This window comes from Gottfriedia acidiceleris, from assembly GCF_023115465.1.
GTDB classification, from domain to species: domain Bacteria; phylum Bacillota; class Bacilli; order Bacillales; family Bacillaceae_G; genus Gottfriedia; species Gottfriedia acidiceleris_B.
The window spans coordinates 3476082-3502010 of sequence record NZ_CP096034.1 but is presented as its reverse complement, the minus strand read 5'-3'; the positions used below and the strand labels follow the sequence as shown (position 1 = coordinate 3502010).

Here is a 25929-nt window from a genome sequence, read left to right as displayed (position 1 = left end):
AGTTTAAAACTGGAATATTATCAAATTTTCTTCGTTTGTTACAATCAGTTTTTCTAAATCGGAAAAAAGTTAGACTGATTTTTAAAAATACTTGGTTCTTCTATTAATCTAATAAAGAAGCTTTATCTATCCAATTGATAAATTGTTGTAAATAACGATGAAGATATCGTTTTGTATGTTCGTCAGTAAGTACTTTATGATCGGAATCAATCTTTTCATGTACTTGGGATATCAGCATTTTTTGAAATGGAAGTACATGAGCTTGCATAGCTTCTAGTATTTCTCTGGTTTGTATTTGAGCATAAACAGTACCTAATCCACCAGGAGTTGCACCAATTAAACCAACCGGTTTTCTACTAAGAACAGCTGATTCCCGAGGTCTTGATGCCCAGTCCAATGCATTCTTTAATACGCCTGGAATTCCAGAATTGTACTCTGGACTTACAATAATGATACCGTCAACGCCCTGGATAGCAGATTTAAATGATGTCACTGCTTCCGGAACACTTGTTTCTAAGTCTTCATTGAATAAAGGTAGATCATTAATCTCGATCCAACGAAATTGATGGGAATCAGCCATCTCTGTTAATGATTGAGCAATGATTCGATTATAAGAGTTTTTACGTAAACTACCACAAATAAGACCTATTGTCTTAGTCATATGCACCCTCCCTTGTTAAAATCATCCTAATTTTACCATAATATTCCAAAGTAAAAAAAGTGGCTTTATACCTAATATTCAGACTATTTAAACTGTAGTTTATTATATTAATTGATTTAATGTTTTTGGAATAATTTTATAATATTAATAGTTGCGAATAGAATAAACTTAAACATACTAAAATATTTTAAAATGGTTTGGAATAAAAAGTTTTTTGATCAGAGAAGCAACAATCGTACCTTTTGAGTTAAGTGGAAAACGTACATATGAGTCCATTCCTGGCAGTAAGCTCGTTTTTAATAAGGGTGGTCCGCATGGATTAAACGCAACTCATCAAAAAGAATTTAATGAAGCGTTACTAACATTTTTAAAAGACTAATTAAAATGAATAAGAAATTCCTTATTACCTTGACTTATGCTTAGTTCAATAATAAAGGACTGTCAAAATTGAAATGTTACCCGAATACTAGACACTTAAAATAAGTGTCTAGTATTCGGGTGATTTTATGTCCTAAGAATTTAAAGATTAAAAATAAAAATAGTCCAGAGAATCTATCTGATTCGATGGACTATTTAATATAATTATTATCACGAGGATATTTGTTATAACTGAGTAGAAATTATAAATAATGTTTTCTAATTTAAATAGTATTCTAATTCGGATTTAATAAAATTTATTAAGTGTTTCTCTATTTTTGAAGGAGTTCGATTCTTTCCATGAATAATGCCAAGTGCAACATTAACAGGTTCATAGTTTATAAGATCAATTTCAACAATTTTATTTTCAATAACATAAGGATTACTTTTAGTAGCAAAATCTGGAGCAAAACCAATTGCAAATCCTTCGGAGATTAATCGTGATAATTCTTCCGTTTGATTTGATGATATAAGAATATTCATTTTTCCAAATTTAAGTTGAAAATTATGAACAAACCAATTGATATAATCACCATTGTATAATACTACTGCCTGCTGAAGGACTTCTTCTGGTGTAATTTTTTTCTTTTTAGCAAAAGGAGAATCGCTACTTACATAAACCTTTAGTGTCCCCTCAAGAATCCTTTCAAAATTTAAAAGCTCAATATTTTTCAAAATATTTTCATATATACATATAAGTCCAATCTCTGCTTTATTTTGTTGAACCGCTTCAACTGTATACTCAGTTATATTTTCTAAAATTTCTATGTTTAAATTTGAATATAAATTCTTAAATTCTATTAATGGTTTTAATAAATAAGTAAAGAAAGCAGGTATAGTAGAAACTCTTAGATTTCCAGAATGTATTTCTAGAATTATTCTTGCCTCTTCAATCATTTCTTCATATTTTAACAATACCTCATTTGCTTTATTTACAATTTTTGCCCCTTCATGTGATAAAACAACCCCATATCGAGAGCGATCGAAAATTTTTATTCCTAATTCATCTTCTATTTTTTTAATATCCTGACTAATACCAGATTGGGTTATATGAAGATTTTGACCTGCAATAGAAAAAGATCCAGTTTTAGCGACCTCAGAAAGTATCTTAAGTTTTTGAATGTGCATATGGTGACCACCTCTTTAAAGATTACTATATTAGAAATACGTTTGGATAATAAATAACCTCTATTTTTAGATATTAAAAAATGCTAACAAGGTATTACAAATCCTAATTTTACTTAGTAAATGTGAAGTTATACAATTAATTCAGATAATTCTCAATTTTTAAACTAAGACAAGTCCTTAAGATTATTTTCTAAAAATTCCTTTAGATTTGCAAGCGTTTTCTCAAAAGGAGTTCAGGTGTTACTGTATTTCCTACTTAACTAATTTGATAACTATTTTAGGAGGTTTTTAAATGCAAACAACTCAAAAATTATTAGAATTTCCGCTTTATATTGATGGTAGATGGACACCTGCAAAAAGTGGTGAAACGTTTAGTGTGAAAAATCCAGCAACTGGAGAAGTGATCGCTCTGGTAGCTAAAGCTGGGAGAGAAGATACGGAAACAGCTATTACTTCTGCTCGTAATGCTTTTGATTCGGGAGTTTGGTCAAAAAAATCACCAAAAGAAAGAGCTCAAATCTTAATTAATTTCGGGAATAAGATTGTCGAACATTCGGAGGAACTTGCATTCTTGGAATCTGTTAGTTCTGGAGCTACTGTAAGAAGAATTTCCAATTTGGATATTTTATATTTAGTAGATTTACTTCAGCAAACAGCGAAATTTACTGTTGAGTATCCATTTGTTGAGTCTTTGCCAATACTACCTTTTCCAGGACCTAGCAACAATCAAGTATGGCGAGAAGGCATTGGTGTCGTAGCTGCGATTACACCTTGGAATCTACCAATGCTTTTAGCAATGTGGAAAATTGCACCTGCGCTTGCAATGGGGAACTCAATTGTTGTTAAACCTGCCTCAAATACACCACTTTCTGCTTTGAAACTAGCAGAATTAGCTACTGAAGCTGGAATCCCGGCAGGAGTTTTCAATGTTGTTTCAGGACCAGGAGCTACTGTTGGTGAAGTGCTAGCAACTCATCCACATGTAGATAAGGTAGCATTTACGGGATCTACTGAAGTAGGAAGACGGATTATGGAGTTAGCATCTGGAACAGTTAAAAGAGTCACTCTAGAATTAGGAGGAAAATCACCATCGATCGTATTACCTGATGCTGATTTAGATATTACTATTCCAGGTAGTTTATTCGGTTTCTGTCTTCACTCTGGACAACTATGTGAATCAGGAACACGCCTTTTAGTACATGATTCAATCTATGAGGAAGTAGTTGAGCGATTAGCGAGTTTAGCCTCTTCAATTACGATTGGAAACCAGCTTGATATGACGACTGGAATGGGGCCAATGGCTTCAGAACAACAACTAGAAACTGTTTTATCTTATATTGATGCTGGAATCCAGGAAGGAGCTCGTTTAGTTTGTGGTGGTAAACGTTTAACAGGTAAGGGATATGATAATGGATATTTTGTTGAACCAACGATTTTCGCGGATGTTAATAATAAAATGAAAATCGCTCAAGAAGAGATTTTCGGTCCTGTTCTTTGTGTCATTCGATATTCGACGATTGAGGAAGCAATTGAAATTGCGAATGATACGATTTATGGGTTAGCAGCTGGTATTTGGTCTAAAGACGTAAATAAAGCACTTCAAATATCAAAAGAATTAAAGGCGGGAACAGTCTGGATCAATGACTGGCATATGTTAAGAAGCGATGCACCATTTGGAGGATATAAACAAAGTGGATTTGGTCGTGAGCTTGGTCGATATGCTTTAGACGAGTACACGCAAGTAAAGCATGTTCATTGCTCACTTACCCCTGAACTAAGTCAAAAACCTTGGTATGGCATCTTATTATAAAAATTACAAAAAACAATTGAATATAGATCTATTAAAAAAACTTAAACAGAAAAGAGAAGGTGATTTCATGATAACGTCATTTTTCCAGTTTTCGGTTCGAACAGTTGTAAACAGTGGAGCTGGAGCTCGCTCTTTGTTACCTGAAATGATTAAAGGACTTGGTGGTAAAAGAGCCGTTCTTTATGTTGATAAAGGAATAACACAAGCAGGAATTACGGATCAAATTAAGGAGTTATTTGAGACAATACCTAGCGATGTACAGCTAGTAGGTGTTTTTGAGGACATAGAACAGGATGCTAAAGGTGAAATCATAAACCGCGGAGCTAAATTCTATAAAGAATGTAATGGAGATTCATTAATTGCTGTTGGTGGCGGAAGTGTTTTAGATACAGTAAAAGCAATTAAATGGATGCTACATAATAAAGTTCATGACATTCGTGAAGAACTTCTTGTAGGAAATGTAATGGAATTTTGGCCAAAAGCTCAGTATATTCCAATTCCACACGTTGCAATTGCAACAACTGCTGGTACTGGAGCGGAAGTGTCACCAATCGCTGTAGTATTTAATGAAAAGGTTGGAATTAAAACGAATATCCTGAATACATTTATAAGCCCTGATATGGCGATTTTAGATCCAGAACTTACAATTGGTTTGCCTCCAAAAATTACTGCATTTACAGGATTTGATGCGTTAACTCATGCAATTGAGGCATATTTCTCTCCTCAATCGAACCCAATGACAGATGCATACGCACTACAATCAATTCGAATGATTGTAGAAAATTTGCCTACAGCTGTTCATGATGGAGAAAATCTTGCATCGCGATCTAATATGTTAATGGCTAGTGCAATGGCAATTTCTGCTTTCAGTCTCTCAGTTAATGCGATTCCAGTACACAATATAGCACATGTATTTGGAGCAAAATTCGGAATTCCACATGGGCTAGCAAATGCAGTTTTATTACCAAATGTAATGGAATCACTAGCACCATTTTATTTAAAACGAATTAATGATTTTGCAAAAGCACTAGGCCTAAAAAATATACCAGATTCCCCAGAAGCATGTTTAGCAGAAGTTGTATTATTTATACGTAATCTCCGTGAAAAAGTAGGCTTGCCAAGTACCTTTGCTGACTTTGAGGTGAATGTCGATAATATGGCGTATATTGTTGCATTAGTTCATAGCGATCCGTGTGGAATTTTCTTTAAAATTCCACCTGAAGTTATTGCGAAAATTTCAAATGAAGTTGTAGGCTCCAGCTTAGTGAATTCATAATTTTAATCAAAGTTAAGAGGCACCTTCAAAAATGATGATGGTGCCTCAGCTTTATTCATATTGATGCTAATACTTGAGAATTTTGGAGGCTTAGTAATGAGTTTGAATTTATATGAAAGTTTAAAAAAAAGTGCAGAGAAATTTCCAAATCATAATGCAATTACATTTAAAAATATAAATTTCACGTATAGTGTATTACTTTCCCAAGTTGAATGCCTTGCATCGAAATTAATACATGAGGGAATCAAAAAAGGTGATAGAGTAGCCTTGATATTAGGGAATTGTCCAGACTTTGTCACTGCTTATTATGGGATTCTACGTGCAGGAGGCGTAGTTGTTCCTGTAAATCCAATCTTTACCAAAGACGAAATATCATTTATTCTTTCGAACAGCCAAGCAAAGGCTGTTATTGCAGATTCTACTATGCATCAAATCATTGATTCTCTTAAAGTAGAGTTAAAACAGATTGAAATGCTGTACTATGTGGAATCGACGAAAGCAGAGCTTAGTTGGAGGCATTTGCTTAATAAGAATTCAAATGACAATGAATATCCACTAATTATAGAAGATGATCTTGCTGTCATTTTATATACGTCTGGGACAACCGGTAAACCAAAGGGCGCTATGTTGTCTCATCGTAATTTAGTATCAAATGCTCAATCAATTGTTGAATTGGTCGATTTTAACAAAAATGATCGTATTTTAGCTGTTCTTCCAATGTTCCATGTATTCTGTTTGTCAATCTGTATTAATGCACCAATCATGTGTGGAGCAAATATAGTAATTGTTCCAAGATTCAGTCCTAGTGAGGTCATCAATACAATCTTTAATGAGCAAGTGACATTATTTGCTGGCGTTCCAACGATGTATAACTTTTTATTACAGCTACAAGAATATACAGCTGAGTATTTCGCTTCCATCCGCGCATGTTGTTCAGGTGGAGCATCTATGCCTGTTGAGTTACTTCAAAGGTTTGAAGAAAAATATAAGACTATTATTCTCGAAGGATTCGGTCTTTCAGAAACAGCTCCTGTGACAGCATTTAATCCCTTAAAAGGAGAAAGAAAATTAGGTTCTGTCGGAATAAATATCCCAGGCGTATTAAATATGATAGTTGATAAAAATGGATTTGAAGTGCCTAGAGGAGAAATAGGTGAACTAATTGTAAAAGGTCCCAATGTAATGATTGGTTATCTTGGTATGGCTGAAGAAACAGCTAAGGTCATTAAAAATGGTTGGTTTTACACTGGTGATTTAGCAAAGATGGATAACGATGGTTACATCTATATTGTTGATCGAATAAAAGACATGATTATTGTTGGTGGATATAATGTTTATCCAAGAGAAGTAGAGGAAGTAATTTATCAACACCCAGCAATCGTTGAAGTAGCAGTATTTGGAATTACTGATAAGGAATACGGACAAATCGTAAAAGCTTTCGTTGTGTCTAATGATGAATCAATAACGAAGGATGATATTTTGCATTTCTGCAAAGACAAACTTGCTAAGTACAAACTTCCAAAACAAATCGAATTTAAAAATGAATTACCAAAGAATAGTACAGGAAAAATTTTAAAGAGAGATTTAAATTTAGAAAAAATGGAAGTAAATTAGTTAAAAAATTTTTTTATAACAATTTTTGGAGGTTCTTATGACAAATAAAGTGCTAACTCAATCAAAACCCGCAACTTCTTTTACAAAAGATGCTAATTTAGCAGTCTATGATACTTTAAATTTTGATGATCGACAGGACTTTATTGATGCAAACAGAGGTTTTATTGCACCATTAGAAGCAAAGATTATTAAAAATGATTTTGGTGAAGTTGTTTGGGACATAGAACAGCTGGACTATTTAAATGTCACTGCACCTGAGACTGTAAATCCAAGTTTATGGAGAAACGCGCAATTACAGGCTATATCTGGTTTGTTTGAAGTTGTAGAAGGAGTATATCAAGTTCGTGGACAATCAATGGTTACTAACTTTTTTATTGAAGGAAAAAATGGAGTGATTGTCGTTGATACGTTAGGAAGTAATGAATCTGCTGAAGCCGCTATGGAATTGTATTATAAACATAGACCACAAAAGCCAGTAACAGCCGTAATCATAAGTCAGAGCCATGCTGATCATTTTGGCGGAATTCAAGCAGTACTAAAATATGCTGAAAATCCAACTATTCCAATCGTAGTTCCTCAATACTTTACAAATGAAGCGTTAAGTGAAAATGTACTCTTAGGTACGATTATGACGCGTAGAGCGGAGTATCAGTTTGGTAAAAATTTATCAGATGGTACGCAGGGCTCTGTATCAGTAGGTATTGGACCAACAATGACTGCAGGGAAGACCAGTTTTGTGGAACCAAACGTTGAAATAGTAAACGAAATCCAATTGATGGAAATCGATGGTATAACATTTAAGTTTTTATTAACGCCAAATACAGAAGCACCAGCTGAAATGCATTTTTATATAAAAGATTACAAAGTATTATTCGTTTCAGAGAACGCAAATAAATTAATGCATCAAATCTATACAGTAAGGGGGGCAAAAACCCGAGATGCTTTACTTTGGGCAAATGCCTTAGATAAAACGATTGATCTATTTGAAACGGAAGATATTGATGCATTACTTATGATTCATGCTTGGCCAGTTTGGGAGAAAAATAATGTAATAGAACATTTAAAACTTCAACGCGATTTATATAAATATATACACGATCAGACTGTGCGTTTAGCAAATCTCGGTTATACAATGGATGAAATAGCTGAAACAATTAAACTCCCAAAAGCATTAGATACCTATTGGGGGAATCGTGGATATTATGGTACTTTGAAGCATAATTCAAAGGGTGTTTACAATTATTATTTAGGCTTTTATAGTGCTCATCCTTCCGATTTAGATCCATTACCGCAAGTAGAAGCGGGGCGAAAATATGTAGAATATATGGGTGGGTCAGCAAATGTTTTGAGACAAGCTAGAGTTGATTTTGAAAATGGTCAATATCGCTGGGTTGTTCAAGTGGTAAAACATATCGTAATGGCTGACCCAGAAAATTCAGAAGCTAAAAATCTATTAGCAGATGCATTCGAACAATTAGGATATCAAGCAGAGTCAGCTAATTGGCGGAATATTTATCTTGTTGGCGCATTCGAACTTAGAAATGGAATTTACAAAGATAATTCACCTTTAGATGTTTCTGAAGTTATTAAAAATATGCCTGTAAATGAATTCTTAAAACTAGTAGCAGTTAAATTAAATGGTCCAAAAGCAGAAGGTAAAAATATAACAATGAATGTAACATTATCAAATACTAACCAAAAATATTCGATTTATTTAGAGAACTCTGTTTTGTTTTTTAAAGAAAATAAATTAGCTGATCATGCAGATGTATCATTAATAATTGATCAAATGACATTTTACGGAATTGTTCTAGGTCTACTCTCAACAGAACAAGGAGTAACTGCAGGTAACTTAATCATTTCAGGTAACCAAACGAAATTGAATGAATTTTTATCACTTTTAGATGATTTCGACCGTTATATAAATATCGTTATTCCCTAAGTAATAGTGAAAATAAGCACCTGCTTAAATATGCTTAGCATAAAAAAACATAGCAGGTGCTATTTTCAGAAAGTATGAATGTAAATCCTTTTAATGAAAAAAAGCTTTGAATTTTACGAGAGGCAGGAGCTTGGATGAAAAGTTGGGCGAAATGGATTATTTTATTTGCACTTTTTCTAATGGCTATTATTAATTTTGCTGACAAATCAATCTTAGGTTTAGCTGGTATACATATTACCCAAGACTTGAACTTAACCTCTACAGAGTTTGGTATTTTAGGAAGTAGTTTTTATTGGTTATTTTCAATATTTGGGATAGTAGGTGGCTCTTTTTCAGATCGCATAGGTACTGGTAAATCGCTTGCTATTATGGCCATTGTATGGACAATCGCACAATCTATGGCTTTGTTTGCATCAAGCCTACCTGTTCTAATCTTAAGTAGAGTTTTATTAGGTGCAGGTGAAGGGGCATATATGGCAACCGCAATTAGTCATATAAGTAAAATGTTTAAACCAGAATCACGTGGATTCGCTATATCCATTATTAGTTTTGGAAATGTTGTTGGAATAGCAGTAACAGCTCCTATCATCGTTTCTTTAATATCAATTTATGGTTGGAGAAATGCATTTTTTATTTCTGGTATTTTTAGCTTTCTCTGGTTTATTTGTTGGATATGGTTAGGTAGAATGAAACCAACTATTTCTGAACAATACGAAGTAAGTACGATTGAAAACAAAACAAAGAATAATAGAAAAGAAGTATGGGAGGCATTGCGATCTCCTAAATTTATATTTACGACTTTAATTGCATTTATAGCCTATTCGTTTATTGTCTTTGGGCTTACTTTTAATCCATCGTATCTAATAAAAGTAAAAGGGTTATCAGAACAACAGTCTGCATTAGTTATTGCTGTCTCTGGATTAATTGGGGCTATTTCAGCGATTGGACTATCAATAATCTCAGATCGTTTATATAAAAAGGCACAAAATATATGGAAATCGCGCATTTTATTTTCTACAATTAGTGTTTTAATAGCAGGTATGTTGTATTCTTTATACCCACTTATGAATGGGGTGGTTACAATTATTATTCTACTTTCATTAGTAAATACAATGGTTGCCACAGTGAACACACTTAGCCCAGCTATAGTGGTTAGTATACTTCCACACCGTAGAGGAGTTATGACAGGCACTTATTTTGGAATAATGACTTCATCGGGTATAATTACCCCAATTATTTTTGGAAAGCTTATACAAAATACGGGAGTAAATGCAGCAGGTGGATATAGCATTGCAGTTTTTGGAATCTCAATTACGATGGTAATTGCAGCATTTTTAACATTCCTTTTCGGAAACCGAAAGCAACAAGATTCAATAGAAAAGGGGAATAAGCTAGTAAACCTTTAATAATTTAAGAAATAACTAGATGCAGAGGTATGAATATGAATAACGCGTTAGAAAAACAGTATGAAACAATTGATTCTAAATATATACAACAGCATTTAGCAAATGAAAGAACTTATCTTGCTTGGGTAAGAACAAGCATAACGATAATGGGAGTAGGCTTCTTAATCACTAATCTTCATTTTTCAACGATGACTTCTAATGCAAAAATGGGAGATGCATTATCAAAGATAATAGGGTTATCATCAATAATTGTTGGAATAGTTGCCTTACTCATTTCAACAATAAGTTATTTTATTAAAGGAAATGATATTAATAATCAAACATTTAGATTTTCAAGAATTTTAGTTGTTTATTTATCGATTGCCTTAATTCTCATTTTTCTTATTTTTGGTGCTTATTATTTAGATGTTTGGGGATAGTTTTAAAAGTAGGTCTGTTAAAAACAGACCTCAGAGTGTTGAAATATAAAATCGTCAATAGGGAAAACGGACTTTAAGTGAACATTTCATAATTATAAATTAGCATTTTTTGAATGATCTTTTAATGGTTATAAATGTTAATATGTTTGAGCAATTTCATTATTTCAATAACAATAGAAATGCTTTTTTTAGACGTTAAAAATATTATAAGCCTTTTTTAGAAAACAAATTCGATTGTTTAGTTTAATAAATGTTCAATATTAATTGATCTACAATCTGATTAAAGTTAGATTACTCTAAGGAAAGGCTATTTGATTAGGGTTTATCGCAGACATTTTTTGATGAATAAGTTGATTGGAATGGAGGGATGTTCGACTCCTATGGGATAAGCGGGAAGGCTGAGACCCCACAGGCTTGCCGAGGAGGCTAAAGAATCTCGCCCCATGGAAAGCGAGCATCCTGTAATGGAAATCAACATCACTCTACTCCTTTCACGAAAATTTGATAATTAATTGACAAGGTAGTTTTTCAACAGCATGAGGTCTGTTAAAAACAGACCTTTTTTATTTAACCAACATTAACTAGTAAAGATTAACTTCAATTAGATTTAAGAATTGTCGTTTCAATTAATCTCACTAAATTTTGAATATCCTGTTTAGTTGCGGGCTGTGAGTTTGGTTTTAATTTATATCCAATTTGACCATTTGCTTCGATTGAAGCCGAAGCTACATCTTCAAAAGAATTAATGCCTAACTGGTATAAACGCATTTTTACATTTTCAGTTGTTAGACGTGCCTTTTTCAAATTCTCTATATTTAAGACCCCATCTTCAATAATAATCGTAGACTTACCAGTAAATAACGATTCAAATGATTTTGATTTTAATTTAAGGAACTGAAACGCAATTACGGTTAGTATAAGAATGGAAGCAACGCCAATACTTGTCCAAAGACTTTTGTTTTCAATAGGACGACTTAGTAATGGACCAATAGTACTCATTAATACAAGCTCAGAAACTGTTAATTTAGAAATTGAGTTTTTTCCTGCAATTCTTAATAGAAGCGATCCTATGATTACAATTAGAGCTGCTTTCCAAACGAAATCAAGTTGCATATAAAATCATCCTTTTTTACTTAATTTTCCAAATGAATGGGAGAATATTCATTATTATTTATAAACAGTAAGAGTAATCAACCCGACGTGGCTTTTTCCACATTTTTGTGAACTATTAAGAAAACAAAAAAGAGATAGATTCTATCTATCTCTTTTATAGTTCTATTAATGATGATGATAATGGGGGGATGGTTCGTTCTTTATTTGACATAAGATTGAATTATCGTGTTTATGAGCAGCAGTTTCTAATTGAATTGTGACATGCATAATGCCTTTATGTTCAAGGTCATGTTCAATTTTGCGTAAAATAATTTCGCTCTCTTCAATTGTTAATTGGTCATCCACCACTGCGTGACAAGAAAGGGCATTTAGACCACTTGTAATCGTCCAAAGATGTAAATCATGTACACTTTCAATCCCATCTGTTTTTTCTATTAGTTGAATCACTTCGTTTAAATTGACTTCATTTGGTGTTCCTTCCATTAACACATGAATTGAAGCTTTTGTGACATAATAGCCACTTCTCAATACTAAAGCAGCAACAATCACGCTCGCTAAAGGATCTGCCCAGCCCCAACGAAAGAAAATCATTAGTAGTGCTGCAATAATCGCACCAACTGAACCAAGCATATCACTTAAGACATGTAAATAAGCACCGCGCATATTTATGTTTTCTTCGGTGTCTGCACCACGCATCATAATCCAGGCCACCAGTATATTAACTAATAAACCAATTACACTAATTATTAGCATATCAGTTGACGCTATTTCAGGTGGATTTGTGAAACGCTTGATCGACTCGTAGAAAATATAGAGTGCAATCAAAATTAATGTGACACCATTTAATACTGCTGCAAGTATTTCGAATCGTTTATAACCAAAGGTTTTACTTTTGCTTGCTGCTTTCTCACCTAATTTAAATGCCACTAACGCGATTGCTAGTGAGATTGAATCACTTAACATATGACCAGCATCAGATAATAGTGCAAGACTATTCGTTAGATAACCTCCAATTGCCTCAATAATCAAATACCCTGTAATAATGATAAATGAAATTAGTAATACTTTTTTATTTGTATTGTGAGTATGAGTATGTTCATGATTATGTCCCACTTTCATTCCCCCTCATTAAAATTGACATTAAGTATGTGTAGCATGCTCAATTGCCTGTTTTAATAAATTCATAATGTGGTTATCGTCATGTGAATAGAAGAGACTAGTACCTTCACGTCTAAACTTGACTAATCGTAAATTTTTTAAAAATCGCAATTGATGTGAAACGGTCGATTGACCTAAATCTAAAATATCTGCAATCTCATTAACTGAATGTTCTTTCGTACATAATAAATTTAAGATCCGTATTCTAGTTGGGTCACTTAAAGCTTTAAATGTTTGAGAGACTACAAACAATGTTTCTTCATCTAAATGTTGTTTGTTTTCAAGATTTTGTTCGCATGGTTGAATATTATCATTCATCAATGAGAGTTTCCTCCTATAATCTGTCATGTTAAATATATGTATATATGAGCAAGAATTCATATGTTTAATATCATTATATGAGCAAGTATTCATATAAGTCAATTATTTTTCTATTTCTATTTTTGTGATTACTATAAAAGCTTATACCAGGAAGTATAAACTTTTACACAAAAGGTAATATTTTATTTAAATTGCTAATTACTTTTAATGATAAAACAAAACATTTAATTTTTTTGTTAACAACTTGATAATTAAGCTATATAGTGTTACTATGTAGTGGTACTAAGTAATACTGAATATCTGTGATACTAAATAGTTAGGAATGTTTATAAAATTTTTTTAAAAAAACGGTTCACATTTCCTCTACTTAGTAATACAATATACTATTACTAAGTAACACTGAATATCAGTCACGCTAAATAGCTAAAAATAGCTCATGTAAAAATTATCATATGAAATCCTTGATCTATAAGCTGTTAGATATTTTTTTTAACTGGTACTAGGTGATACTGAATATCAGTCACGCTAAATAGCTAAAAATAGCTCATGTAAAAATTATCATATGAAATCCTTGATCTATAGGCTGTTAGATATTTTTTTTAACTGGTACTAGGTGATACTGAATATCTGTATTACTAATTAGCATGAAATTTGGTTTTATCTATTCAATATAGACCGAAAACTAATTTAACCAAGGAATAGAGGAGGTGTAAGTCATGGAAAATTTAACAGAAATGCTCAAAGGTTCGTTAGAAGGTTGTGTACTGGAAATCATTAGTCGAGGTGATACTTACGGCTATGAGATTACTCGTCTGCTTAATGATTTAGGTTTTACAGAGGTTGTCGAAGGTACAGTCTACACGATTTTGATTAGGCTGGAAAAGAAGGAATTAGTAAATATTGAGAAAAAACGTTCTGAAATGGGACCGCCTCGTAAGTTTTATTCATTAACCGAAGCTGGGCATGAGGAATTACAGCAATTTTGGAAAAAATGGGATTTTGTTTCATCAAAAATAAATAGCTTAAAAGGGGAGAAGTAAAATGAAGAAATTTATAGAGCTAATCATTGGCGATTTAGAAAGCAAGAAGGAATATAAAGCATTTATGAAAAAAGTGAATGCCCTTCCGAAAGATTACGCATTTGTTTTCAAAAAGATTCAAAAATACATGTGGAATTTCGGATATGGATTTGGTGAAGAAATTATCAATTTGTATGAACTGTTTGAAGCAAGTTCAGCAGAAGGCAAGCATGTGCTAGATGTTACGGGTGAAGACGTGGCGGCATTTGCTGACGAATTGATGGCTATCTCAAAACTAGATGGAGAATCGGCAAGTATATTAGGAAGGCAAGTAGATTTGAAAAAAGACATTGAAAGTAGAGTAGAACAGCAAGTAAAAATATGGACGAATAAAAAATAAATTTGGGGGTTAAATATCATGATAAATTTTATCAAAAAGATACTTGATGACAAAAAAGAGTACAAAGAAATGATGGCGCGTGTAGAAGCTTTGCCTGGAAACTACTCAGAAGCCTACAAAACAATCTGCAACTATATGTGGAGTTTCGCCTCTGGAAGTGGCATGGATATGCTGAGAATCCAATATGATCTCATTGATTTGTTTGAAGCTGGTGCGGCAGATGGCAAAGACGTATTGGAAGTAACAGGTGAAGACTTAACAGCATTTGCTAATGGACTTACAGATCAAGCAAAAAGATGGGATGATAAGTTACGCAATAATTTGAACAAAAGCATTCTAGATCGTGTGGGTAAAAAAAATAGCTAAAACAGTTGTAGGCGCTAGGACGCAGTGAAACGCGCTTTCAACTTCATATATGGGAGGGAAATGATTATGAGCAATACAGCAATTTCAGTGAAAGGGCTAAAAAAATCTTTCAAAGAAATTGAGGTTCTAAAAGGTGTAGATTTTGAAGTGGAAAAAGGCACTGTCTTCGCATTACTTGGGTCTAATGGTGCCGGTAAAACAACTATAATTAAAATTTTGACTACATTATTACAAGCGGATAAAGGGGAAATTGAAGTTTGTAATGCCAACCTTCAAACAAACCCACAACAAGTACGTGAGAAAATTAGTCTAACCGGACAAAACGTTGCAGTAGATGATATTTTGACAGGACGTGAGAATCTCGATCTAGTAGCAAAACTTCGCCACTTGCCTAATCGGAAAGAAGCGGTGGAAGAAAGTCTACGACGTTTTGATTTAGTTGAAGCTGGTAATCGTGCTCTTGCTACTTATTCAGGCGGTATGAAACGACGCTTGGATTTAGCAATGACAGTACTTGGCTCACCTGAACTTGTTTTTCTTGATGAGCCTTCTGTTGGACTAGACCCTGAAGCACGTTTAGCATTGTGGGAAGTGATATGTGATATGGCGAAAGCTGGTATTACCGTTTTTCTCACAACCCAGTATTTAGAAGAAGCCGAACAACTGGCTGACCGCATTGCGATTTTACATGAAGGAAAGATTCTCGTTCAAGGTACATTGAATGAATTAAAAGCAATTCTTCCCCCTAAAAAAGTGGAATATGTAGAAAAACAGCCGAACCTTGAGGAAATTTTCCTTGCTGTTACCGGAAAGAAAGGAGAATAGTAATGAGTGGAAACCATTTTTTCAGCGATACAATTACGATGAGTAGTCGGGTGATGAAGCATTCACTTCGAAGTATTGACACAATTATTACAACGATTTTCATGCCAATTATGCTTATGCTTGCTTTTGTCTATATTTTCGGAAGTGCAATGACAATGGATAAAGTAGATTATGTGAATTTTATTGTTCCAGGTGTGTTGCTTATGTGTATTGGAATGGGGATTTCCTATACAGCAGTTCGAGTGAACACAGACATGACTAAAGGAATCTTTGATCGATTCCATTCCATGCCAATCGCCAAGTCATCGATATTGGGAGGGCATGTCATCTCAACTTTAATATTAAACTTATTATCAGTTGCTGCAGTGATTCTTATTTCTTTTATCATGGGATTCCGTCCTCACGCAAATTTTGTGGAGTGGCTATTAGCAGCTGGTATGATCCTGATTACCGTATTTTCTTTCACTTGGATTGCAGTAGCATGCGGGCTAATGTCCAAATCGTATGAAGGTGCGAGCGTGTTCTCTTATCTACTAATGGGCTTAATGTTTGTTAGTTCTGCCTTTGTTCCAACAAATAATATGGGTAGCAAACTTCGAGTTTTTGCCGAAAATCAGCCAATGACACCAATTGCCGAAAGTGTACGTTCCCTTTTAGCTGGGCAGCCGGATTATGGTGCAATTGTAACAGCATTGTTATGGCTAGTTGGAATTGGGATTATGTTTTATGTAATTTCGATGAAGGTATATAAAAAACGAATGAAATAAAATGAAGAAGTACAGGGTGGGGGGGAATTCTTTCAGTCTGTACTTTTTCTTGGTTTACACAATTTCAAGGTGTTGGGGGTTGTTATTAATTTCTTAATTTTATTTCTAACATATTTTGTTTTCATTCATTCAATTTAAGTAATCCAAATTAACGTGTTCAGAAGGGGACTCCACATTACAACAAAGATATGACATGTTTTTGGAAAGAAAAGCTAGTGTAGAAGTACAGATGGAAGAATTAAAAAGAACAATGGAAATAATCCAGCATAAATGTTCATATTACAAGACGGCATTGGAAGCAGGAACAGAAGATATTTTTAAAAGTAAAAAAATAGGGACTTTCATTACTAAGTAACAGAAGCCCCTAATATTCATATTTGTGTAGATAAAATTTGATGTTTAGCATAAGCGCACTACCGTAAACAAAAAAAGTCCACCTAATTAATAGGTGGACTTTTTTTAATGTTGTTGTTGTTTTGTTTCAAAGTGAAGTGGTGGTGGAACTAACCAGCCTTTTGTTTTCATGATTTGTAGTAGTGCTGCACCATCTTTTGCTTTTTTTGCACCGAAACTAGCTAGCATAATACCAATATCTTCGCGAATTGATTGGCTCATTAATGTAGCATCAGCTGTAACTCCAGCAGCTATTCCAGCAGCAACCATGTAAGCGATTTGAGCATCTTGAAATCTAGCACCAGCTGGAATTTGTTCCAAATCTGCTTCTGGTCGTTCCGCTGGAGTAGGAGGGACTGCAATATCATTATGTAGAAGTACTTCTTCAATTTCTTTAATTGCAGGTTTCATTGAACTTTCAATTACTTGTTTTAAAAATGCTCTTAATTCTTCATCGCCAGTATGGTTAATATAAACTTGGTAAGTATCTACACCCGCTTTAGTAGCTGATAGGTGACTCCATAGTCCGTAAACTTCTCCGTAATGTAACGGTTCATTTTGTGGATTTCCACTTAATACTCCCATTATAAATTTACTTCCCTTCTCAAATAAATTCATACTAATCTCCTTATAAAGAGGTAGGTACAAAAATTATTATTGAACCATTTGAGTATTTTATACTATTTAATTTAAATAAGCTAATAGGCGATTACTTAAGAAGCTTTACTTTGTGTTTTTTATTAATAAAGTTTAATGGATAGATTTAGATTCGCAATTTAACATTTGCATATTAATTCGTATAGAAAAAAGCAAGAATCTGAATTTAGCATACTAATAAGGTTCAAGGCATTTAAAAAAAGAAAAAATAGCTAATTTAAATATATCCAAAAAAGGGAAAAACAGGAATTTGATAAGAATGGATAGACTTTAATTTGATATACTAAAAAAATATGAAAAGAAAATATAAGGAGGGAAGCATACGATGAGGAGTCAACTTGCAGTAATAAATGCGCTTAAGCAAGAATTTGAGGCGTCAAAAGATTTAGTTGTCCATGCTTTTGAATATTACGAACAGCAAATTTGTTTAATTTATCTTCAAGATTTATGTGACGCAGATAAAATTAAAACTGATATAATCCAACCACTTATGCTTTGTGATAAAGAAAGTAAATTTCTTTTACACTTACTCTCCTTATCTAATTGTGAGTCGATTCAAAACAAAAGGTATTTAGGTGAATATATAATTTCAGGTAATGTGTTAATTTTCATATCTAATGGGATTTATTCTTTTAATGCAATGCGTGCGTTGAATACTGAATCTGAAGAAGCTTCAGTAGAAACTTCAGTTCATGGACCACAAAAAGCTTTTTCTCATGACTTAAGTACAAATATAGCGCTAATTCGTAAAAGATATCCTTCAAGTAAATTAAGCATTGAATATCAAACAGTTGGAACAATCACAAAAACAAATATAGGAATACTTTATGATGTTGATTATGCAGATAAAAAGGTAATTGATGAATTAAAAAGCCGGCTCAAGAGGGTAAAGGTTGATGTAATTCAAGCAGTTGGTCAATTAGAAAGTAAACTTTCTGATAAAAAGATGCATTTATTTCCTACTATGATGATAACAGAAAGACCTGATCGAACTGTTTTAAATCTTGCCCAAGGTAAGGTGATTATTGTTATGGATGGAACACCTTTCTCTTTAAGTACGCCTACAGTATTTTTTGATTTTATTTCCTCAATGGATGACTTATACCATTCATTTTGGATAAAAAAACTTTTGCAATCAATACGATATTTAGCCCTTTTTATTACATTGGTGTTACCTGCTTTTTATGTTGCGATTACCTCGTATAATCCGGAAATATTAAGGTCACAACTTACTTTGACGATTGCGGGTAGTAGGGCAGGAGTTCCTTATCCATCAATTTTTGAAGTGCTTTTTATGATGTTAGCTGTTGAAATGTTAGTTGAAGCTAGTATTAGACTACCAAGAGTAATTGGCCCAACAGCTACGACTGTTGGTGGACTTATTCTTGGTCAAGCTGCACAACAAGCACAACTTGTAAGTTCCATCATGATTATTATTACAGCATTTGTCGCCATTTCTAACTTTACGATACCAATTAGTTCCATGAGTTTCTCAATTCGATGTATTAGATACCCACTGATTTTATTAGCAACTCTATTTGGAATGGTCGGTTTAGTTGGAGGTATGCTTGTACTTATATGTTATTTAGCTAATAAGCGAAGCTTTGGGACTCCTTTTTTAGCGATTGCATGGGGATCTTCCGACAAAGTTGAAACGATTTCTGAGAACCCAAAGGAGGGGCAAAGCTAGTTGACTCGTCACTTTTACTATACTGTACTGTTAACAATGATGTTGAACATTATTATCAATGCACCAATGGTTTTAATTGGCGAGCGTTTTAATGGGTCTCTTATATCGATGTTGTTGGGTGTTTTCGTTGGTGGAATTTTTATTTACTTTTTTACGATTGGAATAAGTAAATTTCCTAATAAAGGATTGCCCGAAATTTTTAACAATAGATTACCCAAGCTTTTAAAAAACACTTACTTAGCATTTTTAGGCGTAATGTGGTTGGCTGCCGGGGCTTTTGTATTAATTTCTTTCACTTATATAACTGTACTGTATTTAATTACTGAGTTGAATATGAAATACGTTTTAGTTTTTTTTCTAGTTATTGTTATTTTTGGAGCAAATAATCATACAAAATCAATACTCAACGTTATTGAAATAATGGTTCTTATAGCTACTCCAATTGTTTTTTTCATTGTTTATAAAGCTATGGCAAGCAAATATTTTTATTTCGTCCATATTAAAAGAATACTCCATTACTTTTGGCAAATGCCTAATTATAGCTCTCTTTCGGCTTCTACTTATTTTTTTATAGGCTATATAAATCTAGTTATCCTCAATCGTTATCTTGATACTAAAAAGGTTGTTAGATTTTTGTGGATTTTACCTTTAATCGGATTGATTGTAATTAGTTTTACATTTTTCGTCCCAATTGCTTTTTTAGGTGTTAAAGGAGTTAATGATGTAGTGTTTCCTTGGATTTTCATAACTGATTCTCTTAGGATGGAATATGGGTTTATCGAAAGAGTGCTATATTTGATGCTTTATATATTCCTTTTGTTATCACTGCTCTTTGGCATATTAACATGGCATGTTGGTTTAAAACTATTTGAAGGAATGTTCTTTAATTATAATTTGAAACCTGCTAAAAAAAGGAAATTTTATGGATATATGATCTTACTATTTTTTGGAGTCCTTACGATGATTTTGCAGATGATTACTAACGAAAGAGAATTATTTGATCTTATTAAAATATGGCAAAATATCCGTTTTCCTGCTGAAGTCATATTAGTAGGTTTAATTTTTTTCTTATCTCGGAGGCAAAGAGCATGAAACGTATTTTAACGTTATTGTTAATTATGGAATTAAGTTTTATGTCTGGTTGCCAATTACTCGATGTTGATAAACGTTTTTTTGTCGTAGGCATAGGAATCGATCAAACAGATGAAAATGGCGTCTACCTTGTGTCAGTGAAATTAGCCATCCCTTCAGCACAAGTTGGAGCAGGAAGGTCTAATTTTCAAATTATCTCTCAAAAATCAACTTCAGTTTCTGAGGCAATTAGAATAATCCAATCTTTAGTAGATAAAAAATTGGATTTTGCTCATTGTAGGATAATCGCTATCGATAAAGAGCTACTAGTTGTAAACCAAATTGATTTGATGAAGTGGTTTATTAAACGGCCAGATATTCAAGGAGTTGCTTATGTAGCTGTAGGAGAACCATCTGCAAAAGAAGCTTTATCATGGAAGGTTAAATCAGAGAGATTAGCGGGTAACGCTGTTGTGTTAGCTTTTAATGAAGAATTAAATAGGTCACCATATGTAATGACAGAGATACTTAATGATTATTATATGCGATTGAAGGAAAACGGTATAGATCCATATTTACCTATTCTTGAACCGTTCGATAGTTCCTTTAAAATTAATACTTCCGCAGTTTTTAAAGGAACAAAATTTAAAGCTGTATTAAATCGCGATGAAACAAGATTACTTAATGAGCTTTTAAATCCAGAAAAAACAACACTAATTAATGTTGGAAAAGGAAAAAATCAATTTTACGTAAGTGCTGGAAATACGAAAACTGACATGGAAATCGTTGTGCCCAAAAATAAAAAGCCATATGTAGACGTTCATATAAAGGTAAAAGGATTTATTGAGGAATCTAAAAAATCAATACATCAAAATAGAGAATTGAAAGAGTATGAGAAAATAGCATCAATATTTATGAGCTCAAGAACAAAAAAATTTCTAGAACGGCTACAGGAATTAAATGTTGATCCACTTGGACTTGGGTTAAACTTTCAAGCAAAATACGGAGTGACAAAAAAAGAAATAAATAAGTGGGAAGAAATTTATCCGAAACTTGAATTTCGAGTAAAATCAGAAGTGAACTTAAAGGGAACTGGTACTATGTATTAACTTCGATTGAATGTTAATTAAATAATTATAAAATTTTATCTTTACTAATAAATACAACAATGAAAGCGCTGTCTTAATAAAAATGTTTAAATTCCATTATTGACAATCTGTTTACTAGGATTTAAGATTCAGTTAAAGAAATTACATAATTCAAACTTATCGAGAGTGACCGAGGGATCAGGCCCTATGACGTCCGGCAACCTCCTTTTTAAGGAACGGTGCCACTTCCTGCAGAATGAAATCATTCTGATAGATAAGTCGAAAACAATTGTTTCCGATGCCTCTTTCTGAATGAAGGAGGCTTTTTCTATTTTTTATTTATTTACGCAGGAGGTTAAACAAATATAATCCCAACTTAACCAATGAGAAAACTAGATAATTTTAATGATAAAGGAGAGAATAGAAATGAAATATGGTTTTTGGTTACCGATTTTTGGAGGATGGTTACGTAATGTGGATGACGAAAGCATGCCACCAACATTTGATTATGCTAAAGAGGTCATTCAATCAGCTGAAAAATGGGGATACTCGACTACTTTAATCGCTGAATTATATTTAAACGATATTAAAGGTCCAGAGCATGATTCACTTGAAGCCTGGTCAACAGCAGCGGCACTTGCTGCAGTGACGGAAAAAATTGAAATTATGACCGCGATTCGTCCAGGTTTTCATAATCCAGCCGTAACAGCTAAAATGGCTGCTAATATCGATCAAATCAGTAACGGCCGTTTTACGCTAAACGTAGTTTCTGCATGGTGGGCAGAAGAAGCTCGTCAATATGGCGGTATTTTTACAGAACATGATGATCGTTATGCTCGTACAGAGGAGTTTATTGATGTTTTAAAAGGCTTATGGACAGAAGAAACATTCAATTATTCAGGAAAATTTTATGATTTAAAGGGTACGAAGCTTGCTCCTAAACCTGTTCAAAGACCAAATCCGATTCTTTATGCAGGTGGTGAAAGTGAAAAAGGCAAGCAAACAATTGTTGAAAAATGTGACGCATATGTGATGCACGGTGGAACAGTTGAAGAAATTAAACAGAAAGTAACAGATATGAAGGTACGTCGTGAACAAACTGGCAATGCACCTTTAAGTTCTTTCGGTATGGCTGCTTATGTTATTTGTAGAGATACAGAAGAAGAGGCTTTGGCTGAGCTTGAAAAAATTACGACTGTGAAAGATTCAAGCGGTTATGCTGGCTTTAAAGACTTCACGACAAAATCACAATTAGAGCAACAAATACAATTACAAGATTACTCAGTTTCAAATCGTGGTCTAAGACCAAATCTAGTAGGGACACCAGAGCAAATTGCAGACCGAATTTTACAATATGAAGAAGCTGACTTAGACTTATTATTATTACAATTTTCACCTCAACTAGAGGAAATGGAACGCTTTTCAAAGCAGGTTATGCCATTAGTAGAACAAAAACGTAGTTTAATAAAAAGCTAGAAAGGGGATATTAAAATGAGTAAGGTATATGTAATACATGAAAACAGTGAGTGGACAATCCATTTAACAAAAAGATTAGAGGAGCTTGGAGTTCCTTATGAGGAATGGCATTTAGATGAAGGTACGGTAGATTTATCAACAGAACCACCAGAAGGGATCTTTTATAGCCGAATGAGTGCTTCTTCTCATACACGTGATCATCGTTTTGCTGCTGAATTTACTGGGCAAGTATTAGCTTGGCTTGAAGCGCATGGTCGTACGGTTTTAAATGGAACGAATGCCTTGAAGCTAGAAGTTAGTAAGGTTTTACAATATTTAGAGTTAAACAAATATGGTGTTAAAACACCAAAAACGATTGCAGCTGTCGGTAAAGAAAACATTCTTAAAGCAGCTAATAGCTTTGAAGGACATTCATTTATTACGAAGCACAATCGTGCTGGTAAAGGATTAGGTGTCCAGTTATTCCATAGTGTTGATGCTTTAAAAGCTTATGTTGATGGACCGACTTTTGAAGAACCAGTCGATGGTATTACACTTATTCAAGAATATATCCAATCACCTGAAAGCTACATCACTCGTTGCGAATTTGTAGGAGGAAACTTTGTTTATGCTGTTAAAGTAGATACTTCAGAAGGGTTTGAACTATGCCCAGCGGATGCATGCCAAATTGGTGATTTATTCTGCCCAGTAGGAGAAGAAGTAGAAGAGAAGCCTAAATTCCAAATCATTGAAGGCTTTGAGGACGAAATTATAAATAAATATAAAGAGGTTCTAGCTAAAAATAATGTTCAAGTTGCTGGAATCGAATTTATCAAAAATGCTGAAGGGACAATTTTTACTTACGATATTAATACAAATACGAACTATAACTCAGATGCAGAAGAAAAAGCTGGAAAATTCGGAATGCTCGAATTAGCAGCATTTTTAAAGAAGACTTTGGAAGAAAAATACACTGCAACAGCAACGTCTTAAGTAGATTGTTAGAATAACCCAAAAGCTCAAACCTAAATATAACTAAGGTTTGGGCTTTTTTGTTGTCAGTTAGTTAAATTTTTTCTGGAACTTTAGAGTATTAGGCAATTATATGAGAGGAATATGCTAACGATTAATAATAATATATTGATAATATTAGATTGTAAGTTCTTAGTAATTTTTTAGGCTAAAAAGGTCAATTGAATTCGTTCCACTTGATTTTTAAAATGTACTTTTAAGATTCAAAAGGGGGATCCAAATGAAAAAGACTTTTTATTTAATGAGACATGGACAAACAGTATTTAATAAAAGAAGGAAGATTCAAGGGTGGTGTGATTCACCTCTAACAGAATTAGGAATTAAACAGGCAGAGGCTACTTCAAAGTACTTTAAAGAACAAAATATTATTTTCGATCATGCCTATTGTTCTACATCAGAAAGAGCGAGTGATACGCTGGAGATCGTGACAGAATTGCCGTATACAAGGTTAAAAGGATTAAAAGAATGGAATTTCGGAACGTTTGAAGGTGAAAGTGAAGATTTAAATCCACCATTACCGTATGGCGACTTTTTTGTTAAGTTTGGCGGAGAAGACCAAAAAGAACTACAACAACGAATGGCTACTACATGTCAAAAAATAATGGAAGAAGATAATGAAGTGGTATTAGCTGTTTCTCATGGAGCAGCATTGAGAAACTTTATGAGGTACTGGGAACATAAAAGCTCTATTTCACAACAAGATCGAATTGGAAATTGTTGCATCTTGAAGTTTGAATATGAGAACAGGGAATTTAAATTAGTAGAGATTATCAATCATAATGTTAGTGATATAGTCCATGTATAGTTTGATTTAGAGAGCTTGTTCAACCAAAACTTTAAGATTAATAGATTACATATTTCTGAAAGTGAGGATTTAAAAATGAAATACACAAAACTTGGAAATACAGGATTAGAAATTTCTAGACTTTGCCTTGGTTGTATGGGATTTGGAGATGCAAAGCGTTGGATCCATCCATGGGTAATCGATGAGGAGAGTAGCCGTACAATCATTAAAAAAGCACTAGACTTAGGTATCAACTTTTTTGATACGGCGAATGTCTATTCAGATGGTACTAGTGAAGAATTTGTTGGTAGAGCGTTAAAAGATTATGCCAATCGAGACGAAATAGTACTTGCTACAAAAGTTTATTTCCCAATGCACAAAGGTCCAAACGGTTCAGGACTTTCCAGAAAGCATATTATGAATGAAATTGATAAAAGCCTTAAACGTCTTGGAACAGATTATGTGGATTTATACCAAATTCATCGTTGGGATTATAACACACCAATCGAAGAAACAATGGAGGCACTTCATGATTTAGTGAAGGCTGGTAAGGTAAGATATATCGGTGCATCCGCTATGTATGCATGGCAGTTTTTAAAGGCTCTACATGTTGCAGAGAAAAATGGATGGACCAAATTTGTCTCGATGCAAAACCATCTGAACCTTATATACCGTGAAGAGGAGCGGGAGATGTTACCCCTATGTAAAGAAGAAAAAATTGGAGTAATTCCATATAGTCCACTTGCATCAGGTAGATTGACACGTAATTGGTCAGAATCTACACTTCGATCTGATACAGATGAAGTTCAAAAATCTAAATACGGTGCAACTGAAAATACAGACAGAATTGTAGTGGAACGAGTTGCAGAATTAGCAGAAAGGCATCAGGTATCAAGATCACAAATTGCACTTGCTTGGTTACTACAAAAAGAACCAGTTACTGCTCCTATTATTGGTGCTACTAAAATTTCACATCTTGAAGATTCAGTTGGTGCATTGTCGGTTAATTTATCGGCTGAAGAAGTTGCGTATTTGGAAGAGCCTTATGTTCCACATCCGGTAGTTGGTGCTTTAGGCTCTAATTAATTTCAATTTTAGTATAATGAGTTTATCCCCT

General features: G+C 33.5%; 24 protein-coding genes, 2 pseudogenes and 1 riboswitch. Of the genes and pseudogenes, 20 read left to right on the top strand and 6 right to left on the bottom strand.

The features are described 5' to 3' along the window. Positions 1-103: 103 nt before the first annotated feature. The gene (locus tag MY490_RS16600; RefSeq protein ID WP_248266671.1) at positions 104-661 is read right to left on the bottom strand and encodes an NADPH-dependent FMN reductase; all 558 of its coding nucleotides are present in this window, start codon (positions 659-661) and stop codon (positions 104-106) included. Positions 662-896: 235 nt separating this feature from the next. On the opposite strand from MY490_RS16600, the pseudogene MY490_RS16595 reads away from it, so the two are divergent. Further along, positions 897-1040: pseudogene (locus MY490_RS16595) on the top strand (alpha/beta hydrolase); the annotation flags it as partial. A gap of 257 nt (positions 1041-1297) precedes the next feature. On the opposite strand, the gene MY490_RS16590 reads toward MY490_RS16595, so the two are convergent. Beyond that, positions 1298-2206 (bottom strand): LysR family transcriptional regulator, encoded by a 909-nt coding sequence (locus MY490_RS16590; RefSeq protein WP_248266670.1) that lies wholly within the window; start codon positions 2204-2206, stop codon positions 1298-1300. Between the two features lie 292 nt (positions 2207-2498). Between MY490_RS16590 and MY490_RS16585 the strand changes: the two genes are divergently transcribed. The 6 genes from MY490_RS16585 to MY490_RS16560 all read left to right on the top strand — a co-directional run bounded on the left by MY490_RS16585 (position 2499) and on the right by MY490_RS16560 (position 10673). After that, positions 2499-4016: an aldehyde dehydrogenase family protein gene (locus MY490_RS16585; RefSeq protein WP_248266669.1), complete on the top strand. Its 1518-nt coding sequence runs from the start codon at positions 2499-2501 to the stop codon at positions 4014-4016. Positions 4017-4083: 67 nt separating this feature from the next. Further along, positions 4084-5292 (top strand): iron-containing alcohol dehydrogenase, encoded by a 1209-nt coding sequence (locus MY490_RS16580; RefSeq protein ID WP_248266668.1) that lies wholly within the window; start codon positions 4084-4086, stop codon positions 5290-5292. Positions 5293-5388: 96 nt separating this feature from the next. Further along, a complete protein-coding gene (locus MY490_RS16575) occupies positions 5389-6906 on the top strand; it encodes a long-chain-fatty-acid--CoA ligase (protein ID WP_248266667.1) in 1518 nt (505 codons plus the stop codon). Positions 6907-6943: 37 nt separating this feature from the next. Beyond that, positions 6944-8848 (top strand): alkyl/aryl-sulfatase, encoded by a 1905-nt coding sequence (locus MY490_RS16570; protein WP_248266666.1) that lies wholly within the window; start codon positions 6944-6946, stop codon positions 8846-8848. Positions 8849-8982: 134 nt separating this feature from the next. Continuing rightward, positions 8983-10254, top strand: a complete 1272-nt coding sequence (locus MY490_RS16565; protein ID WP_248266665.1) for an MFS transporter — start codon at positions 8983-8985, stop codon at positions 10252-10254. A 35-nt stretch (positions 10255-10289) separates the two neighbouring features. Further along, on the top strand, positions 10290-10673 hold the full coding sequence (locus tag MY490_RS16560; protein WP_248266664.1) for a YidH family protein: 384 nt from the start codon (positions 10290-10292) through the stop codon (positions 10671-10673). A gap of 597 nt (positions 10674-11270) precedes the next feature. On the opposite strand, the gene MY490_RS16555 is transcribed toward MY490_RS16560, so the two are convergent. The 3 genes from MY490_RS16555 to MY490_RS16545 form a co-directional block, all read right to left on the bottom strand. Further along, entirely contained in the window at positions 11271-11786 is a 516-nt protein-coding gene (locus tag MY490_RS16555; protein ID WP_248266663.1) for a DUF421 domain-containing protein, read from the bottom strand. Positions 11787-11951: 165 nt separating this feature from the next. Continuing rightward, entirely contained in the window at positions 11952-12905 is a 954-nt protein-coding gene (locus MY490_RS16550) for a cation diffusion facilitator family transporter (RefSeq protein WP_248266662.1), read from the bottom strand. A 21-nt stretch (positions 12906-12926) separates the two neighbouring features. Continuing rightward, positions 12927-13262 (bottom strand): ArsR/SmtB family transcription factor, encoded by a 336-nt coding sequence (locus MY490_RS16545; protein ID WP_248269405.1) that lies wholly within the window; start codon positions 13260-13262, stop codon positions 12927-12929. A gap of 719 nt (positions 13263-13981) precedes the next feature. Between MY490_RS16545 and MY490_RS16540 the strand changes: the two genes are divergently transcribed. The 6 genes and pseudogenes from MY490_RS16540 to MY490_RS16515 all read left to right on the top strand — a co-directional run. Further along, the gene (locus tag MY490_RS16540; protein ID WP_098231526.1) at positions 13982-14305 is read left to right on the top strand and encodes a PadR family transcriptional regulator; all 324 of its coding nucleotides are present in this window, start codon (positions 13982-13984) and stop codon (positions 14303-14305) included. Between the two features lies 1 nt (position 14306). Further along, positions 14307-14684 carry a DUF1048 domain-containing protein gene (locus MY490_RS16535; protein WP_348983770.1) on the top strand — a complete coding sequence of 126 codons (378 nt, stop codon included), beginning with the start codon at positions 14307-14309 and terminating at the stop codon, positions 14682-14684. 18 nt (positions 14685-14702) lie between these two features. Beyond that, positions 14703-15050, top strand: a complete 348-nt coding sequence (locus tag MY490_RS16530; protein ID WP_248266661.1) for a DUF1048 domain-containing protein — start codon at positions 14703-14705, stop codon at positions 15048-15050. A 66-nt stretch (positions 15051-15116) separates the two neighbouring features. Beyond that, positions 15117-15875, top strand: a complete 759-nt coding sequence (locus tag MY490_RS16525; RefSeq protein WP_248266660.1) for an ABC transporter ATP-binding protein — start codon at positions 15117-15119, stop codon at positions 15873-15875. A 2-nt stretch (positions 15876-15877) separates the two neighbouring features. Beyond that, the gene (locus MY490_RS16520) at positions 15878-16642 is read left to right on the top strand and encodes an ABC transporter permease (protein ID WP_248266659.1); all 765 of its coding nucleotides are present in this window, start codon (positions 15878-15880) and stop codon (positions 16640-16642) included. 154 nt (positions 16643-16796) lie between these two features. Beyond that, positions 16797-16997: pseudogene (locus MY490_RS16515) on the top strand (MerR family transcriptional regulator); the annotation flags it as partial. 104 nt (positions 16998-17101) lie between these two features. Here the strand turns inward: MY490_RS16515 and MY490_RS16510 are convergent. Continuing rightward, complete coding sequence (locus MY490_RS16510) at positions 17102-17653, bottom strand: DUF3231 family protein (RefSeq protein ID WP_248266658.1); 552 nt, start codon at positions 17651-17653, stop codon at positions 17102-17104. A 364-nt stretch (positions 17654-18017) separates the two neighbouring features. On the opposite strand from MY490_RS16510, the gene MY490_RS16505 reads away from it, so the two are divergent. The 7 genes from MY490_RS16505 (at position 18018) to MY490_RS16475 (ending at position 25898) form a co-directional block, all read left to right on the top strand. Continuing rightward, a complete protein-coding gene (locus MY490_RS16505; RefSeq protein WP_248266657.1) occupies positions 18018-19382 on the top strand; it encodes a spore germination protein in 1365 nt (454 codons plus the stop codon). Then, positions 19383-20474, top strand: coding sequence for a GerAB/ArcD/ProY family transporter (locus MY490_RS16500; protein ID WP_248266656.1), 1092 nt, complete (start codon positions 19383-19385; stop codon positions 20472-20474). Then, a complete protein-coding gene (locus MY490_RS16495; protein WP_248266655.1) occupies positions 20471-21562 on the top strand; it encodes a Ger(x)C family spore germination protein in 1092 nt (363 codons plus the stop codon). Before MY490_RS16500 ends, MY490_RS16495 begins: the two co-directional genes overlap by 4 nt. Positions 21563-21715: 153 nt before the next feature. After that, positions 21716-21822, top strand: a riboswitch (SAM riboswitch). 145 nt (positions 21823-21967) lie between these two features. Next, positions 21968-23017 (top strand): LLM class flavin-dependent oxidoreductase, encoded by a 1050-nt coding sequence (locus MY490_RS16490; protein ID WP_248266654.1) that lies wholly within the window; start codon positions 21968-21970, stop codon positions 23015-23017. A 15-nt stretch (positions 23018-23032) separates the two neighbouring features. Next, positions 23033-23989 carry an ATP-grasp domain-containing protein gene (locus tag MY490_RS16485; RefSeq protein WP_248266653.1) on the top strand — a complete coding sequence of 319 codons (957 nt, stop codon included), beginning with the start codon at positions 23033-23035 and terminating at the stop codon, positions 23987-23989. A 259-nt stretch (positions 23990-24248) separates the two neighbouring features. Continuing rightward, positions 24249-24833 carry a histidine phosphatase family protein gene (locus MY490_RS16480; protein WP_248266652.1) on the top strand — a complete coding sequence of 195 codons (585 nt, stop codon included), beginning with the start codon at positions 24249-24251 and terminating at the stop codon, positions 24831-24833. A gap of 75 nt (positions 24834-24908) precedes the next feature. After that, positions 24909-25898, top strand: coding sequence for an aldo/keto reductase (locus MY490_RS16475; protein ID WP_248266651.1), 990 nt, complete (start codon positions 24909-24911; stop codon positions 25896-25898). The last annotated feature ends 31 nt before the right edge of the window (positions 25899-25929 follow it).